Annotated in this window: 14 protein-coding genes; 12 read left to right on the plus strand and 2 right to left on the minus strand. The window is 67.1% G+C overall.

Annotated elements, in window-relative coordinates; all coding sequences use genetic code 11:
• Window positions 1–205: 205 nt before the first annotated feature.
• The 5 genes from RS901_RS27165 to RS901_RS27185 all read left to right on the plus strand — a co-directional run bounded on the left by RS901_RS27165 (window position 206) and on the right by RS901_RS27185 (window position 5,179).
• Window positions 206–1,423 (plus strand): acyl-CoA dehydrogenase family protein, encoded by a 1,218-nt coding sequence (locus RS901_RS27165; protein ID WP_316157233.1) that lies wholly within the window; start codon window positions 206–208, stop codon window positions 1,421–1,423.
• 17 nt (window positions 1,424–1,440) lie between these two features.
• Window positions 1,441–2,781 carry an LLM class flavin-dependent oxidoreductase gene (locus RS901_RS27170; RefSeq protein WP_316157234.1) on the plus strand — a complete coding sequence of 447 codons (1,341 nt, stop codon included), beginning with the start codon at window positions 1,441–1,443 and terminating at the stop codon, window positions 2,779–2,781.
• A 93-nt stretch (window positions 2,782–2,874) separates the two neighbouring features.
• Window positions 2,875–3,699, plus strand: coding sequence for a MetQ/NlpA family ABC transporter substrate-binding protein (locus RS901_RS27175; protein WP_316157235.1), 825 nt, complete (start codon window positions 2,875–2,877; stop codon window positions 3,697–3,699).
• Window positions 3,700–3,708: 9 nt separating this feature from the next.
• Window positions 3,709–4,542, plus strand: coding sequence for a methionine ABC transporter ATP-binding protein (locus RS901_RS27180; protein WP_410054225.1), 834 nt, complete (start codon window positions 3,709–3,711; stop codon window positions 4,540–4,542).
• Entirely contained in the window at window positions 4,523–5,179 is a 657-nt protein-coding gene (locus RS901_RS27185; RefSeq protein WP_316157236.1) for a methionine ABC transporter permease, read from the plus strand. Before RS901_RS27180 ends, RS901_RS27185 begins: the two co-directional genes overlap by 20 nt.
• Before the next feature lie 233 nt (window positions 5,180–5,412).
• On the opposite strand, the gene RS901_RS27190 is transcribed toward RS901_RS27185, so the two are convergent.
• Both RS901_RS27190 and RS901_RS27195 read right to left on the minus strand, forming a co-directional pair.
• Window positions 5,413–6,423 carry a tripartite tricarboxylate transporter substrate binding protein gene (locus RS901_RS27190; protein WP_316157237.1) on the minus strand — a complete coding sequence of 337 codons (1,011 nt, stop codon included), beginning with the start codon at window positions 6,421–6,423 and terminating at the stop codon, window positions 5,413–5,415.
• Between the two features lie 26 nt (window positions 6,424–6,449).
• Window positions 6,450–7,631, minus strand: coding sequence for a M20 aminoacylase family protein (locus RS901_RS27195; protein WP_316157238.1), 1,182 nt, complete (start codon window positions 7,629–7,631; stop codon window positions 6,450–6,452).
• A 155-nt stretch (window positions 7,632–7,786) separates the two neighbouring features.
• Between RS901_RS27195 and RS901_RS27200 the strand changes: the two genes are divergently transcribed.
• From RS901_RS27200 to RS901_RS27230, 7 genes are all read left to right on the plus strand, one after another.
• Window positions 7,787–8,695 carry a LysR family transcriptional regulator gene (locus RS901_RS27200; protein WP_316157239.1) on the plus strand — a complete coding sequence of 303 codons (909 nt, stop codon included), beginning with the start codon at window positions 7,787–7,789 and terminating at the stop codon, window positions 8,693–8,695.
• 150 nt (window positions 8,696–8,845) lie between these two features.
• Entirely contained in the window at window positions 8,846–11,173 is a 2,328-nt protein-coding gene (locus RS901_RS27205) for an FdhF/YdeP family oxidoreductase (RefSeq protein ID WP_316157240.1), read from the plus strand.
• 16 nt (window positions 11,174–11,189) lie between these two features.
• Entirely contained in the window at window positions 11,190–11,636 is a 447-nt protein-coding gene (locus RS901_RS27210) for a phosphate-starvation-inducible PsiE family protein (RefSeq protein WP_316157241.1), read from the plus strand.
• A gap of 158 nt (window positions 11,637–11,794) precedes the next feature.
• A complete protein-coding gene (fdhD, locus tag RS901_RS27215; RefSeq protein ID WP_316157242.1) occupies window positions 11,795–12,640 on the plus strand; it encodes a formate dehydrogenase accessory sulfurtransferase FdhD in 846 nt (281 codons plus the stop codon).
• Window positions 12,634–13,845, plus strand: a complete 1,212-nt coding sequence (locus RS901_RS27220) for a molybdopterin molybdotransferase MoeA (RefSeq protein ID WP_316157243.1) — start codon at window positions 12,634–12,636, stop codon at window positions 13,843–13,845. Before fdhD ends, RS901_RS27220 begins: the two co-directional genes overlap by 7 nt.
• 69 nt (window positions 13,846–13,914) lie before the next feature.
• A complete protein-coding gene (locus RS901_RS27225; RefSeq protein ID WP_316157244.1) occupies window positions 13,915–15,360 on the plus strand; it encodes a PLP-dependent aminotransferase family protein in 1,446 nt (481 codons plus the stop codon).
• 1 nt (window position 15,361) lies between these two features.
• The gene (locus RS901_RS27230; protein WP_316157245.1) at window positions 15,362–15,628 is read left to right on the plus strand and encodes a transcriptional regulator; all 267 of its coding nucleotides are present in this window, start codon (window positions 15,362–15,364) and stop codon (window positions 15,626–15,628) included.
• The last annotated feature ends 21 nt before the right edge of the window (window positions 15,629–15,649 follow it).

Genomic DNA, 15,649 nt, shown 5'->3' on the forward strand with positions numbered 1-15,649 from the left:
TTGTAGAGTGTGAATCAACTATGTAGCGATCTCTACAGCTTCAATCGAGTGCATTTAATGGCACCTATTCCGGAGTCGGCTGTAGCTTCATGGGAGAACGGTGCGACCGCACCTGGCAGATAACGATATGGGCATTCATTCGTTCCCGTGTGATGCAGGGCTCCCTATCCTGTGAGCCTGCTCATCCGCACGGAAGGAATGACTTATGAATGCCCCGTTGGACTTCAATGCGCGGCACGCGCTGCGCGCCGCGCTGGACACCGTGCCGGCGCTGGCGCAGAAGATTGGCGTCGATGCGGCCGCCCGCGAGGCACGGCGGCTGCTGCCCTATGAGGCCTTCGCGCTGTTTCGCGAGTCCGGGCTTGGCGTGCTCCGGCTCCCGGTGGAGCAGGGTGGCCTGGGCGGCTCGCTGGCCGACCTGTTCGAGGTCATTGCCGCGATTGCCGCGGAGGAATCGAACGTCGCGCACGCGCTGCGCATCCACTTCGACCAGACCGAGTCGCTGCGCCTGGCGCCGCGCTCGGCCTTCAATGACCTGCAGGTGCAGCGCATTGTCGGGGGCGCGATCTTCGGCGGTGCCTCCACGGAACGCGGCACGTCGCGTCCCGGTGAAATCACCACGGCGCTGCGGCGCGACGGCGAGCACTATTGCCTGAGCGGCAAGAAGTATTACTCCACCGGCACCGCCTTCGCCGACTACGCCCGCATCAATGTGAAGGATGCCGATGGCGCCGATGCCTCGATCATCATCCCGACCGATCGCCCCGGCTTCAACGTCGTTGACGACTGGGACGGCATGGGCCAGCGCATGACCGCCAGCGGCAGCCTGGTGCTGGACGACGTGCAGGTGCTCGCCGATGAAGTGACGCGGCGCGCCAACAGCACGCTGGTCGGCCGTCACTGCGGCGCGCTGCGCCAGCTGCACCTGGTGGCGGTGGCGGCGGGGATCGTGCGCAATGCCTGGGCCGATGCCTTGCGCTATGTGCGCGATCATGGCCGTCCGGTGCTGCACAGCCCGGCATCCTCGGCTCGCGAGGACCATTTCATCCAACAGGTGATCGGCGACCTGGCCGCGCACAGCCATGCCATCGACGCACTGGTGCGTGAGAATGCGCGCGCACTGGACCGCTCGGCCGATGCGCTGCTGGCACGCTCCGAAGACGCCGAAGCGCTGGTCCTGGCCGGCGCGCTGGCTACCGCGCAGACCCAGCTGGTGGTCAGCAAGCTGGCGCTGCACGTGGCCGAGCGCATGTTCGAGGCCGGCGGCGCCTCGGCCACCGCCAGGCAGCACAACTTCGACCGGCACTGGCGCAACCTGCGCACGATCTTCAGCCACAACCCGCTGCTGCACAAGGCGCGCGTGGTCGGCGCCTACCACCTGAACGGCGACACCACGCACCTGGCCGAAGGCCGGGTGTTCTGAGCCGCCGGAGACGAACGATGACAGCAAGCTCACCGCAGCGCCAGCTGCACCTGAACCTCAACGCGCTCCATTCCGGCTTCGTGCCGTCGGCGTGGCGCCTGCCCGCCAGCGACCCGCGCGCGTTCGTGGACGTGCAGCACTACATCCGCCTGGCACGCATCGCCGAAGCGGGTAAGTTCGACGCGATCTTCCTGGCCGACAATGCCTCGATCGCCGACCAGATCCATTTCCGGCCGATCACGGCGCTGGAGCCGACCCTGCTGCTGGCCTGCGTCGCCGCGGCGACTACCCATATCGGACTGGTTGCCACGGCCTCCACCAGCTACAACGAGCCCTATAACATCGCGCGGCGCTTTGCCACGCTGGACCATGTCAGTGGCGGCCGCGCGGGCTGGAACGTGGTGACCACGGCGGATGCCGGCTCGGCACGCAACTTCGGCCGCGCCGCGCCGCCGGACCACGGACAGCGCTATGCGCGTGCCGACGAGTTCACGGATCTCGTCAAGGCGCTGTGGGACAGCTGGGAAGACGATGCCCTGATCGGCGACAAGCACGGCGGGCGCTTTGTCGATACCGCCAGGCTGCGGCCGGTGGCGCACCATGGCACCTTCTTCGACGTGCAGGGGCCGCTGAACCTGCCGCGGCCGCCGCAGGGCCATCCGGTGCTGTTCCAGGCCGGCGGCTCCAGCGACGGGCGCGAGCTGGCCGCGCGGCATGCCGAGGCGGTGTTCTCCGCGTCGCAGTCGTTCGAGGAGTCGCTGGCCTGCAAGCGCGAGATCAACGCGCGTGCCGAAGCGCTGGGGCGCGGCCCGGACGCGGTCAAGGTGTTGCCGGGGCTGACCACCGTCATCGGCGCCACCGAGGCGCAGGCGCGGCAGCGCCGCGACGAGCTGGTCGACCTGATTCCGTGGGACTACAGCCTGGTGCGGCTGGCCGGCACACTGGGCATTCCGGTGGAACGGCTGAGCCTGGATGCGCCGCTGCCAGATGACCTGGCGCTGCCGGCCAACGGCAACCACACCTTCTTCCGCGCCACCGTGGCGGTGGCACAGCGCCAGAACCTGACGGTGCGCGCGCTGATCCGCGAGCTGGCGGGCGGCGGCGGCCACCGCGTGATCGTGGGCACGCCGGAGCAGGTGGCCGACGATATCGAACACTGGTTCCGCCATGGTGCCGCCGACGGCTTCAACCTGATGCCCGATGCGCTGCCCGACGGGCTGCAGGCCTTCGTCGATGGCGTGGTGCCGATCCTGCAGCGGCGCGGCATCTTCCGCACTGCGTACGCGGGCACCACGCTGCGTTCGCACCTGGGCCTCGAACGGCCCGCGGGACGGGTGCCGGCGCAGGCTGCGGCGTAAGCAGAAGTCCGCATTTGCTACGTCGTATTCCTTCGTGGACTGGGCAAGGGGCGTTTCTTAGACTGGTGCTTCCATATCACTGCCCAGCCTGCCATGACACGACGCCCTTTCCTTGCCACTCTCGCACTCGCCGCACTGACGGCGCTTGCCACGTTCTCCATCGGCACCGCCCACGCGCAAGCCGGCGACCGGCCACTCAAGGTTGGCGTGCGCGGCGGGGTCGACGAAGAGATCTGGGAAGTGGTGACGCGCGTTGCCGACAAGCAGGGGCTGAAGGTGCAGACCATCGTCATCACCGGCACCGCCAGCCCCAACGAGGCCCTCAACAATGGCGACCTCGATGCCAATGCCTTCCAGCACATCCCGTTCCTGCGCGACCAGATCAGGCAGCGGGGCTACAAGATCGTCAATGTCGGCGATACGCTGATCTCGCCGATCGCGTTCTATTCGCGCAAGGTCAAGTCGCTGGAGGCGCTGCCCAATGGCGCGCGCATCGGCATCCCGAACGACCCGAGCAACCAGACGCGCGCGCTGGTGATCCTGCGTGACCACGGGCTGGTCAAGCTCAGGGATGGCTTTGATCCCTATACCGGCACGGCGTCGCTGGCCGACATCACGGCCAACCCGAAGAAGCTGGAGTTCGTGGAAAGCGCGTCGGTGGTGCTGCCGCGCGCGCTGCCAGACGTCGATGCTGCCGCCATCGTCAATACCTTTGCGTACCAGGCCGGCCTGATCGCCACGCGCGACGGCATCGCGGTGGAAAAGAAGGAGCACAACCCGTACGTGAACGTGATTGCCGTGCGCGAGAAGGACAAGGGCGCGCCGTGGGTCGCGCGGCTGGTCAAGGCCTATCAGTCCGACGAGGTGCGCAAGTTCATCCAGACCAAATACCAGGGTTCCGTGATCCCTGCCTTCTGACGAGCCAGCATGCACGCTGTCCTACCGTTGCGCGAACCCGGGCCGCATATCGTGTTCGCGGGGATCGGCAAGACCTACGCGGGGGCAGGCGCCCCCGCGCTGGCCGATATCTCCTTCACCATTGGCCGCGGCGAGCGCTTCGGCATCATCGGCCGCAGCGGCGCCGGCAAGTCGACGCTGCTGCGCACCATCAACATGCTGGAGCGCCCCGACACCGGCCACGTCAGCATCGATGGAGCCGATATCGGCCTGCTGGATGAGAACGGGCTGGTGGCGCTGCGACGCCGGATCGGCATGATCTTCCAGCACTTCAACCTGCTGTCGGCCAAGACCGTGTTCGACAACGTCGCGCTGCCGCTGCGCGTGGCGGGCGTGCCGCGCCACGAGATCGCGGTCCGTGTGATGGAACTGCTGGACCTGGTCGGGCTGACCGACAAGGCGCGCGCCTATCCCGCGATGCTCTCCGGCGGGCAGAAGCAGCGCGTGGGCATCGCCCGTGCACTGGTGCACCGGCCCGAGATCCTGCTGTGCGATGAGGCCACTTCCGCGCTGGACCCGGAGACCACTGAGCAGATCCTGGCGCTGCTGCGCGACATCAACCAGCGGCTGGGGCTGACCGTGGTGCTGATCACGCACGACATGGCGGTGATCAGTGAAGCCTGCGACCGCGTGCTGGTGCTCGACCATGGCCACGTCATCGAGCATGGCCCGGTCTGGAAGGTGTTTGCCGAACCGCACGCGGAAGCCACCATCGCGCTGCTGCGGCCATTGCGGCACCGCATGGCCGCCGTGCCGGACACAACCAGACAGGAGACTGCGCATCGTGCTGCTGCCAATGGCTGACAAGTATTTCAAGGCACTGGGCGAGACCCTGCTGATGACCGCCAGCGCGTGCGGCGTGGTGTTCGCCGCCGGCATGGCGCTGGCCCTCGTGCTCACCGTGAGCGCTCCCGGCGGCCTGGCGCCGCGGCCGCGGCTGCACCGGACCTTGTCGGTGCTGGTGAACATGTTCCGCTCGATTCCCTTCATCATCCTGCTGGTCGCGATGCTGCCGGTCACGCGCATGATCGTCGGCACCACCATGGGCACGTGGGCGGCGGTGGTGCCGCTGAGCGCTCACCTGATACCGTTCTTCGCGCGCATCTCGCAGGTCGCGCTCAATGAGATCGACCAGGGGCTGGTCGAGGCGGCCAGGGCCATGGGATGCCGCCGCTGGCATATCGTGCGCCACGTGCTGCTGCCGGAGGCGATGCCCGCGATCATCGGCGGTGCCACCGTGACCGTGATCGCCATGATCGGTTCGTCGGCGATGGCGGGCGCGGTCGGCGCCGGCGGGCTGGGCGACCTGGCGATCCGCTACGGCTACGAACGCTACGAAACCGCCGTGATGTTCCACGTGATCGCGATCCTGGTGGCGCTGGTCACGCTGGTGCAGTTTGCCGGCGAACGGCTGGCGCGGCGGTTTGACCACCGGCGCTAGTTGACGGTATGTGCCGCGGGGGCCTGGCGCGGCTATTTCCTGCCTATGGCCATGCCCGGCACGCATTCACGTTCGAGGGGGCGAAACCTTCAGAACGTGGCATTGCCTATGATGCGGCGGCCGACCGCCGGTCCTGGGCGGCAATGCAGGCCTTCCTGGCCGAACGGCTTGCCCCGGGTGTGTCACCCAAGGCAGCCTGACCGGCAAGCCCGGGCGCTTGCCGCGACAAGACTTCAGGACGCGCTGGTCTTGCGGCCCACGCTCCGGATCAGTTGCGTGACACGCCCCAGGTACTGGTCGAAGACCTGATTCGCCTGCTCCTGGCTGTCGATCGGCTGAGCGACCGTACGTCCCTCGGCTTCCAGCTTGGCCCTGATCTCGGGCTTGGCCAGGGCTTCGCCAATCGCCTTGCGCAGCACTGCCACCCGGTTCGCGGGCGTGCCCTGCCTGATGAAGTAGCCGCCGCCGATCGAGTATTCGAAGTCGGGCACCAGCCGGCTTTGCGAGATCAGCGGAATATGCTTGAGCGCCGGGGGCAGCGCCTTGGCGAAGCTGCTCAGCACCTTCAGCCGGCCCTGTTGCTGCATGCTGTCGAAACTGGACTGGTAGGGCAGGATGGCAAAGTCGACCTCCCCACCGGCAAGGCCTTGCAGCGCTGGCGCGCCGCCCTTGTACGGCACGTGCAGGAAGGGCACGCCGAGCCGGGCAGCCAGGGCATCGCCCATGAGGTGGTAGATGGAGTCGATGCCGACCGTGGCGTAGGTCAGCGGCTTCCCTTTGCTTTGCTTCGCATAGTCCAGGAACTTGTCCAGGGTATCCACGGCAATGCCGTTCCTGACCAGCAGCACGATGTTGGCGTCGCTGATGGGCGCGGCCAGCTGGAAGTCCTGCGGCTTGTAGCGCGCCGCCGGGTTGAGCATGGGCGCCAGGAAGACCTCGTTGATCGAGCCGTGGAAGAAGGTGTAGCCATCGGCCGGTGCGCCCAGCACCTTGTTGGCGCCGATCAGCCCGGTACCGCCACCGTAGTTCTCGACGATCACCTGCTGCCTGACGCTCTTGCTGATGGATTCCCCGAAGATGCGGGCGGAGGTGTCGCTGGCACCGCCGGCCGGGTAGGGGACCACCAGGGACAGCGACTTGGCGGGAAAGTTGTCTGCGGCAAAGGCCGGCAGGCCTGCCAGCACGGAGGTGCCGGCGGAAAGACCGGCGTATTGAAGGAAGCGGCGGCGGTTCAGTGAAGCCATGGCGGATGTCCCCGGGGAATTGTTGTTCAAACCAGATAGCTTTGCGTCAGGTGCGCCCAGAATGCGGCACCGACAGGCAGGGCCTTGTCATTGAAGTCGTACAGGGGGTTGTGGACCATGCAACCGCCATCTTCGCCCAGGCCGTTGCCGAGCCGGATGTAGGCGCCGGGCCGGTGCTCCAGCATGTAGGCGAAGTCCTCGCTGCCCATCACCGGCGGGCGCTCGACCACGTTGTCCGCGCCCACCAGCCGGGTCGCGGCCTGGCGCGCGCGCTCGGTCTGCGCGTCGTGGTTGACCAGTACCGGGTACTTGCGTTCGTAGACGACCTCGGATTGCAGCCGGAAGCTCTGGGCCTGGGCGGCGACAAATTCGCTGATGCGCGCTTCGACCAGCGTGCGCACCTGCGGGTCCAGCGTGCGCACGCCGATCTTGATCGTTGCGCTATCGGGCACGACGTTGTAGGTGGTGCCGGCCTGGATGGAGCCCACGGTAATGACCGCCGACTTGAGCGCGTCGATCTCGCGGCTGACGATCGATTGCAGTCCCAGCACGATGCTGGCGGCGCACTGCATGGCGTCGATGCCATGATGGGGCATGGCGCCATGGGCGCCGCGGCCGCGCAACGTGACCGTGGCCCGGTCGAACGAGGCCATGGCGGGGCCGGAGATGACCCCGATCTGGCCGACTGGCAGACCCGGGGAATTGTGCAGCGCATAGATTTCGTCGCAGGGGAATCGCTCGAACAGCCCATCCTCCAGCATGCGCAGCGCACCGCCTTCGTTCTCCTCCGCGGGCTGGAAGATCAGGTTGAGCGTGCCATTGAAATCGGCGGACTCGGACAGGTACCTGGCGGCGCACAGCAGGATCGCCGTGTGCCCGTCATGGCCGCAGGCGTGCATCTTGCCGGCGATGGTGCTGGCGTAGTCCAGGCCGGTCTTTTCCTGGATCGGCAGCGCGTCCATGTCGGCGCGGATGCCCAGCGCCTTGCTGCCTTGCCCCTTTCTGAGCCTGCCCACGACACCGGTGGTGCCCATGCCACGATGCACTTCGTAGCCCCATGCCGCCAGCTGCTTGGCGACCAGGTCGCTGGTCTGGCGCTCTTCAAAGGCCAGTTCGGGGTGCGCATGGATCTTTCGGCGGATCTCAACGAACTCCGGCGACAGGGTCTGGATGGATTGGTGCAGATCGGCAAGCGGGGCCTGGTTCATGGCGGTATCGGAGCGTGGTCGTCCACCGCATTCTCCACGCATGCGCTTGCCGAAACCATGACAATGGTAAGCGCGAAACGTTGCATAATTTGCAACATTAGAAGAATCCGCGCGCTGCCGTCCTGGGCCGGCGCCGCGAGCCAGAGGAGGAAGACATGGAAGATGTGCTGGACCGCAAGCGGGCGCTGTGCCTGCTGCAGATCGTCGAGACCGGCACGGTGCGCGGCGCGGCCGAGGTGCTTGAGCTGGACCCGTCGGTGGTGAGCCGCGCCGTGGCGAAACTGGAGCAGGACACCGGACTGACTTTGCTTGAGCGGCGCGGGCGGGGTGTTGTCGCGACCGATGCCGGGCGTCTGCTGGCGCTGTTTGCCCGGCGCCAGCAGGACCTGAACGATACCTTCCTGGCCGAGGTCAACAACCTGAAGAATGCCCGGCGTGGCCACGTGGAGCTGGTCTTTGGCGAAGGCTTCGTCGACCTGGTGCTAGAGCCCGTGCTGCAGGGCTTCCTGCGCAAGCATCCCGACGTGAGCTGCAGCATCCAGGTGGCCGGCACCGATGAAACGGTCCGGCATATCCTGGAAGACCTGGCGCATATCGGCTTTGTCTTTCAGCCGCCCGACGATGTGCGCCTGCGCTCGCACTATTCACGGCTGTCGCCGATCCGCGTGCATGTTCACAAAGACCATCCGCTGGCGCGCAGGCGCCGCGCGCTGACGCTGGCGGACCTGGCGCCGCACCAGGGAGCGGCGCTGACGGAGTCGTTCGGTGTGCGCAAGCATATCCAGGCGGCGGAGCTGGACGAGCACGTCACCCTGAAGCCGATGCTTGTGACCAACTCGTTCAAGGTGCTGTGGGAATACGCAGCGATGGGGCTGGGCTACATCATGACGGCACGCTCGGTGGCGCTGAAGGAGCCGCAGTTCAGGCAACTGGTGTCGCTGCCGCTGGCCAATCCCATCCTGAACAACAGCCGCATCCACATCATCACCCGGACCGGCCGGCACCTGTCCCCGGTGGCTGACAGCTTGCTTCGGCACCTGGTGAAGGCGTTCCCGCTGGTCTGAAGCAACTGTGCTCCCCGGGCAAGCCCCTCTTTGTATGTACCCGGGGGCACCCGGGAAATCTAATCTGGTGACACCGCAACGATCCGGCCCCCTTCGAAAAGCAGCGCAGGCCGCCGGACAGCGCCCCCGTCGTTACAGGACACCACGCCAATGAGCTCCCCGACCCCTGAAAAAGGCCACATCGCCCCCTACACCCACCCCGCCGCCGGCTGGGGTGCGCTGAAGTACGTTGCCATCAACCTGATCAAGGAGAAGGTTGCCGGTGGCAAGTACAAGATGCTGTTCAAGCAGAACCAGGCCGATGGCTTCGACTGCCCCGGCTGTGCCTGGCCGGACCGGCAGCACGCCTCCACCTTTGAGTTCTGCGAGAACGGCGTCAAGGCCGTGGCCGCCGAGTCCACCAGCATGCGCGTGACCCCCGAGTTCTTTGCGCAGCACACGGTGACGTCGCTGATGGCGCAGACGGACTATGAGCTGGAGCAGCACGGGCGGCTGACGCACCCCATGGTCTATGACGCGCAGACCGACAAGTACCGTGCGATCGCCTGGGACGAGGCCTTTGCGCTGATCGGGCGCCACCTGCGCGCGCTGCCGGATCCGAACCAGGCGGCATTCTATACGTCGGGGCGCGCCAGCAACGAGGCCGCCTTCCTCTACCAGCTGTTCGTGCGTGCCTATGGCACCAACAACTTCCCCGACTGCTCGAACATGTGCCACGAGGCCACCAGCCGGGGCCTGCCGCCGACCATCGGCGTGGGCAAGGCCACCGTGGTGCTGGATGATTTCGAGCATGCCGACACCATCCTGCTGTTCGGCCACAACGCGGCCACCAACCATCCGCGCATGCTGGGCGAGCTGCGCGAGTGCGCGCGGCGCGGCGCCACCATTGTGTCGATCAACCCGCTGCGTGAACGCGGGGTGGAGCGCTTTACCAGCCCGCAGCACCCGGTGGAGATGCTCACCGGCTCCAGCACCAAGATCGCCTCGATGTTCGTGCAGCCCAAGCTGGGCGGCGACTTTGCGTTGATCAAGGGCATGGCCAAGCGCCTGGACGAACTCGACGAAGAGGCCATCCGGCACGGCCGCGAGCGCCTGATCGACGTGGATTTCGTGCGCGAGCACACCATCGGCTTCGGCGACTTCATCGAAGACCTGCGCGCGGAAAGCTGGGCCGACATCGTCGCCGAGTCGGGCGTGTCGCAGGAGGATATCGATGCGCTGACCCAGGTCTACGCCAGGGGCAAGCGCGTGATCGCGTGCTGGGGCATGGGCCTGACGCAGCATAAGCATTCCGTGCCGACGGTGCAGATCCTGTCCAACCTGATGATGATGCGCGGGAACATCGGGCGCCCCGGTGCGGGGCTGCTGCCGGTGCGCGGGCATTCGAACGTGCAGGGCGACCGCACGGTGGGTATCGAAGAGAAGCCTGAGCAGGAATTCCTGGACCGCCTGCAGGCCGCCTTTGGCTTCGAGCCGCCGCGCAAGCATGGCTATGATGTGGTGCACACCATCTCGGCGATGCTCGAGGGCAAGGTCAAGGTCTTTGTCGGCCTGGGCGGCAATTTCTCCACCGCCACGCCGGATACGCCGCGCACCTTCGAGGCCCTGCGCCAGTGCGACCTGACCGTGAACATCGCCACCAAGCTTAACCGCAGCCACCTGGTGCACGGCAAGGAGTCGCTGATCCTGCCGACGCTGGGCCGCACAGAGATCGACCAGCAGGATGGCGTAGCGCAGGGCGTGACGGTCGAGGACTCGGTCTGCATGGTCCATATCTCCTTTGGCATGAATGCGCCGGCGTCGCCGCACCTGCTGTCGGAGATTGCCATCGTCGCGCGCATGGCGGCCGCCACGCTGGGCTCGGAGAAGATCGACTGGCTCTGGTATGCGCAGGACTACGCCCGCATCCGCGACGCCATCGAGCAGGTGATCGACGGCTTCGAGAGCTACAACGAGCGCGTGGCGGTGCCGGGCGGGTTCCACCTGACGCCGGCGGCATGCAACCGGGTCTGGCATACGCCGTCGGGCAAGGCGCAGTTCCTGGTCAACCGCATCGACAAGGACACCCCCATCAGCCGGGCCCGCCAGAAGTATGGCGACAAGCTGATGGTGATGATGACCACGCGCTCGCACGACCAGTACAACACCACGATCTATGGCCTGGACGACCGCTACCGTGGCGTGTTCGGCCTGCGTCGGGTGGTCTTCATCAGCCCCGCTGACCTGGCGCGGCTTGGCCTGAAGGCGGGCCAGCACGTGGACATCACCAGTGTCTGGGACGACGGCGTGCAGCGCCAGGTCGAGGACTTCGTGCTGGTCGAGTACGACATCCCGCAAGGCTGCCTGGGGGCGTACTACCCCGAGACCAATCCGCTGGTGCCGCTGGAAAGCACTGGCGATGGCTGCGGCACGCCCACGTCGAAGTCGGTGCCGGTGTTGCTGACCCCGTCCCGTCGCCAGCCCGCGGCGGCGGCCTGACCGCGCCAGCGCAGCCATGAGCATGGACAAAAGCCCCGGCGCCCGGCCGGGCCAGAGCCGCGTGCGCGCCCGGGTGGAATCCTTCCTGGGCACGGTGGAACTGGCTGGCCTGGTCGTGATCGGCCTGGCCACGACCTTTGCCATGGCACAGGAAGGCTGGAAGGTCGCGGCCATGGGGGTCTTCTCGATCACCGACCTGCTGCTGATGTTCCTGTACCTGGAGGTGCTGGCGATGGTGGTGCGGTACCTGAGGCTGGGCCAGCTGCCGGTGCGCTTCCCCTTGTACATCGCGATGGTGTCGCTGGCGCGCGACCTGATCCTGCGCTTCAGCGAGTCCACCGAGTTCCACATGCTGGCCTTGTGCGCGGGCGTGGTCATGCTGGCCATAGGCGTGCTGATCCTGCGCTATGGGCAATACCGCTTCCCTAGCAACGACGACAGGGAAACCGGCGCCGGCGAGTGAAGCCAGAATCGCGCCGGCATCTGTAGATGCCGGCGATCGGCGCAACTGTACGCCTCGCGTGGGGCGGTCCCCGCCTACCATCATTTCCAACAGACCCCATCACTCCCGACCAGCGCCGGCCTTGTGCCGGCGCGGCATCAATCTTGGCGAGACCCCCCATGGAATGCACCGAACTGGTTGAACACTCAGGCTATGAAGCGCGCAGCATCGTGCGGCACAAGAACTGCGTGGTGCAGCCGGCCACGGACAACGTGGCGGAAGAGCTCCCGGTGGCGCTGGTGTACAACGGCATCTCGCATGCCGTAATGATGGCCACGCCGCTGGACCTGGAGGCATTCGCGGTCGGCTTCTCGCTGACCGAGGGCATCGTCAGGCGCAATGCGGAGATCCACGACCTGGAAGTGCGCGTGCACCCGCACGGCGCCGAGGTGCAGATGGAGATCAGCGAACACGCCTTTGCCACCATGCGGGCCCGCCGGCGCGCGCTGGCGGGGCGCACCGGCTGCGGCGTCTGCGGCATCGAGAGCATCGAGCTGCTCGACCTGGAGCCCGCGCGCATGCCCGAGCCGGCCACCCGGCTGATGCCGTCGCGCGAGATGATCGAGCGCGCCGTCGCGGCGCTGCCGTCGCACCAGCGGCTGATGCAGGCCACCGGGGGCGTCCACGCCGCGGCCTGGTGCGATGCGGGCGGCGAGATCCTGCATGTGTTCGAGGATGTGGGCCGCCACAATGGCCTGGACAAGCTGATCGGCCACCTGGCGATGCAGCGCGTGGCGATGGACGACGGCTTCGTGCTGCTGTCCAGCCGCGCCAGCTATGAACTGGTGCGCAAGGTGGCGCGCATGAACATCCAGATGCTGGCGACGATCTCGGCGCCGACCTCGCTGGCGATACGCATTGCCGAGCAGGCCGGTCTGCGCCTGCTCAGCTTCTGCCGCCAGGATGGCTATGTCGACTATACCGGCGCCGCATTGGACGCCGCCGGCGGAGGCGCAGCATGCTGAACTTTGACGAGGCGCAGGCAGTCTTCGCGATGTGCGCGGAGCCTGTGCGGCAGACCGAAACTGTGTGGCTGGGCCTGCTGACCGGCCGCGTGCTGGCCGGCGACGTGGCCGCGGTCATGGATACGCCCGCGGCGGACCGCAGCGCCATGGATGGCTATGCGGTGCGCTGCGAAGACTGTCGGGAGGGTGCCTGCCTGCCGCTGCAGCAGGTCGTCTACGCCGGCACGCAGCCGCAGCCGCTCTTGCCCGGCCAGGCCATCCGCATCTACACCGGCGGCGTGATTCCGCCCGGCGCGGACGCCGTGGTCGCGCTGGAGGATGCCGAAGAGACCTATCGCGGCGTCGTCTGCTCGCGCGTACCCATTGCGGGCCAGCATATCCGGCGCAAGGGCGAGGACGCCCGCCGGGGCGACCTGCTGCTGTCGGCAGGAACCCTGCTGCATGCGGGGCATATTGCCGCGCTGGCGTCGCAGGGACTGACAGAGGCCACGGTCTGCCGGCTGGTGGAGGTGGCCATCCTGACCTCGGGCGACGAGGTGGCCGCGCACGATGAGCCGCGCGACGTGTACCAGGTGCATGACGTCAACGGCCCGATGCTCGAGTCGCTGGTGCAGTCGATGGGTGCTGTGGTCAGTTGCCACCGCCACGTGCAGGATGACGAGCGCGCCCTGCACGACATGCTGCGGGAACTTGCCGCCGACGCCGACCTGGTGCTGGTCACCGGCGGTGCCTCGGTCGGCCAGCGCGACCTGGTCGCGGCGGCGCTGGCTTCGGCGGGCGGCGAGCTGCTTTGCCGTGGCGTCAACATGAAGCCCGGCAAGCCGGTCACGGTGGGGCGCCTGCGCGGCAAGCCCGTGGTGTGCCTGCCCGGCAATCCGGCGGCAGCCTATGCCACCTTCGCGCTGCTGGTGACGCCGCTGCTGCGCCGCCTGCAGGGGCGCGCCGAGCTGTTCCCACCGGTAGGCCGGGTCAGGGCGGCGCTGGCCGGCACGCGCCCGCGCCGGGGCGATGCCTTCTGGCGCGTGGGCGAGATCGGCAACCTCGGCGGCCGCGAGAGTTTCGTGCAGGTCAATGCACAGCAGGGTGCCGCCTCGGTGTCGGCGCTCGGCCAGGCCAGCGGCTTTGTGCGGGTCGAACCCCAATGTGCCGGACAGCTCCAAAATGTGCCCCTGCCGTACTATGATCTCCATCGTTGGCTCAGCTGACGGCGGCCCGGCGAAAGGGCCGGACCAGGCGCCGGCCGGGCGCAAGGGACATGGGAAGGGGAGCGCAGCGTGAAACTATATGAAAAGCTGGCTGCGGACATCGAAGCATTGGTGCAACAGGGCGTGCTGCTACCCGGCGAGCGGATTCCCTCGGTGCGCCATACCAGCCAGCACCACCGCATGAGCATCACCACGGTGATCCGGGCCTACGTCTTGCTGGAGAGCCGCGGCATCATCGAAAGCCGGCCGCAGTCCGGCTACTTTGTGCGCGCGCGGCCGGGCGAGCCGGTGTTCGAGCTGCGCCCGTCCAGGCCCAGTGCCAAGCCCTCGGCGGTGGATGTCAGCGCGCTGGTGCTTTCCACCCTGCGTTCGATCCGTTCCGATGATGCCGTGCCGCTCGGTTCGCCCTATCCGGACCCTTCGCTGTTTCCGTGGCAGCGCATCAACCAGTACGCCAACAACATCGCGCGCCGCTATGCCAAGTGGACCATGCTCGACGACCTGCCGCCCGGCAGCCCCGAGCTGATCCGGCAGATCTCGCGCCGCTACCTGGAGAACGGCTACGCCATCGATCCGAACGAGGTGATCGTCACCATCGGCGCGACCGAGGCCATCAACCTCTGCCTGCAGGCGGTGGCCAGGCCGGGCGATACCATCGCGGTGGAGTCGCCAACCTTCTACGCCATGCTCCATGCCATCGAACGGCTGGGCATGCGCGCCATCGAGGTGGCGACCGATCCGGCGGAGGGCATCGACATCGGCGAGCTGGCGCGGTTGATCGATGAAAAGGGCGTGGCCGCCTGCATGGTGATGCCCAATTTCCAGAACCCGCTCGGCTTCCAGATGCCCGATGAGAAGAAGCGCGCGCTGGTGGCCATGCTGACCGAGAAGGACATCCCCGTCATCGAGAACGACGTCTACGGCGAGCTCTATTACGGCGAGGCCCATCCCAGTTCATTGAAGGCGTTTGACAAGGCCGGCATCGTGCTGCATTGCTCGTCGTTCTCCAAGACGCTGACCAATGCCTACCGGATCGGCTGGGCGCTGCCGGGCCGCTACCGCGAGGCGGTGGAACGGCTCAAGTTCCTCAACACGCTGACCACGCCGGCGATTCCGCAACTGGCGATTGCCGAGTTCCTGAAGAACGACGGCTACGACTTCCACCTGCGGCGGGTGCGCAAGGCCTATGCGCAGCAGGCCAACATCATGGCCGCCGCGGTGCGCAGGTTCTTCCCCGACGGCACCACCACGTCGCGCCCTGCGGGGGGCTATGTGCTGTGGGTGCAGCTGCCGGAGGGAATCGATGCGATGGAGATGTACCACGCCGCGCTGGAGCACCGCATCACCGTTGCGCCGGGGCATATGTTTGCGCCCGGGGCCACTTATGGCAACTGCATCCGGCTGAACTACAGCTCGGAATGGTCGCCCGACATCGAGTCCGCCGTGCAGACGCTGGGCAAGATCGCGCAGCACCTGCTGGCGCGCAGCCGGGAACCCGGCGAGGAAGAGCACTAGCATGCAAGACGCTGACATCGATCCCGCCATGGTCGCGGCGCTCCAGGTCCTGTGGCAGGCTGGGCGCGAGGGCGGCAACAGCCCCTGGTCGCTCGCCAAGATCGCGAAGCGGGCACAACTGCCGATGAGCGTGCTGCGGCGCGTGTTGACGCAGCTGCAGGCCGCCGGACTGGCGGACGTGGCGATCGACGAGGAAGGCCGCGGTCACGCGAGCCTGACACCAGCCGGCGCGGAGCTTGCCGCGCAGGCTTTCCCGAATCCTGACTGAGTGACCGGGAGCCGCGCCCGC

Source organism: Cupriavidus sp. BIC8F (assembly GCF_032465815.1).
Lineage (GTDB): Bacteria > Pseudomonadota > Gammaproteobacteria > Burkholderiales > Burkholderiaceae > Cupriavidus > Cupriavidus necator.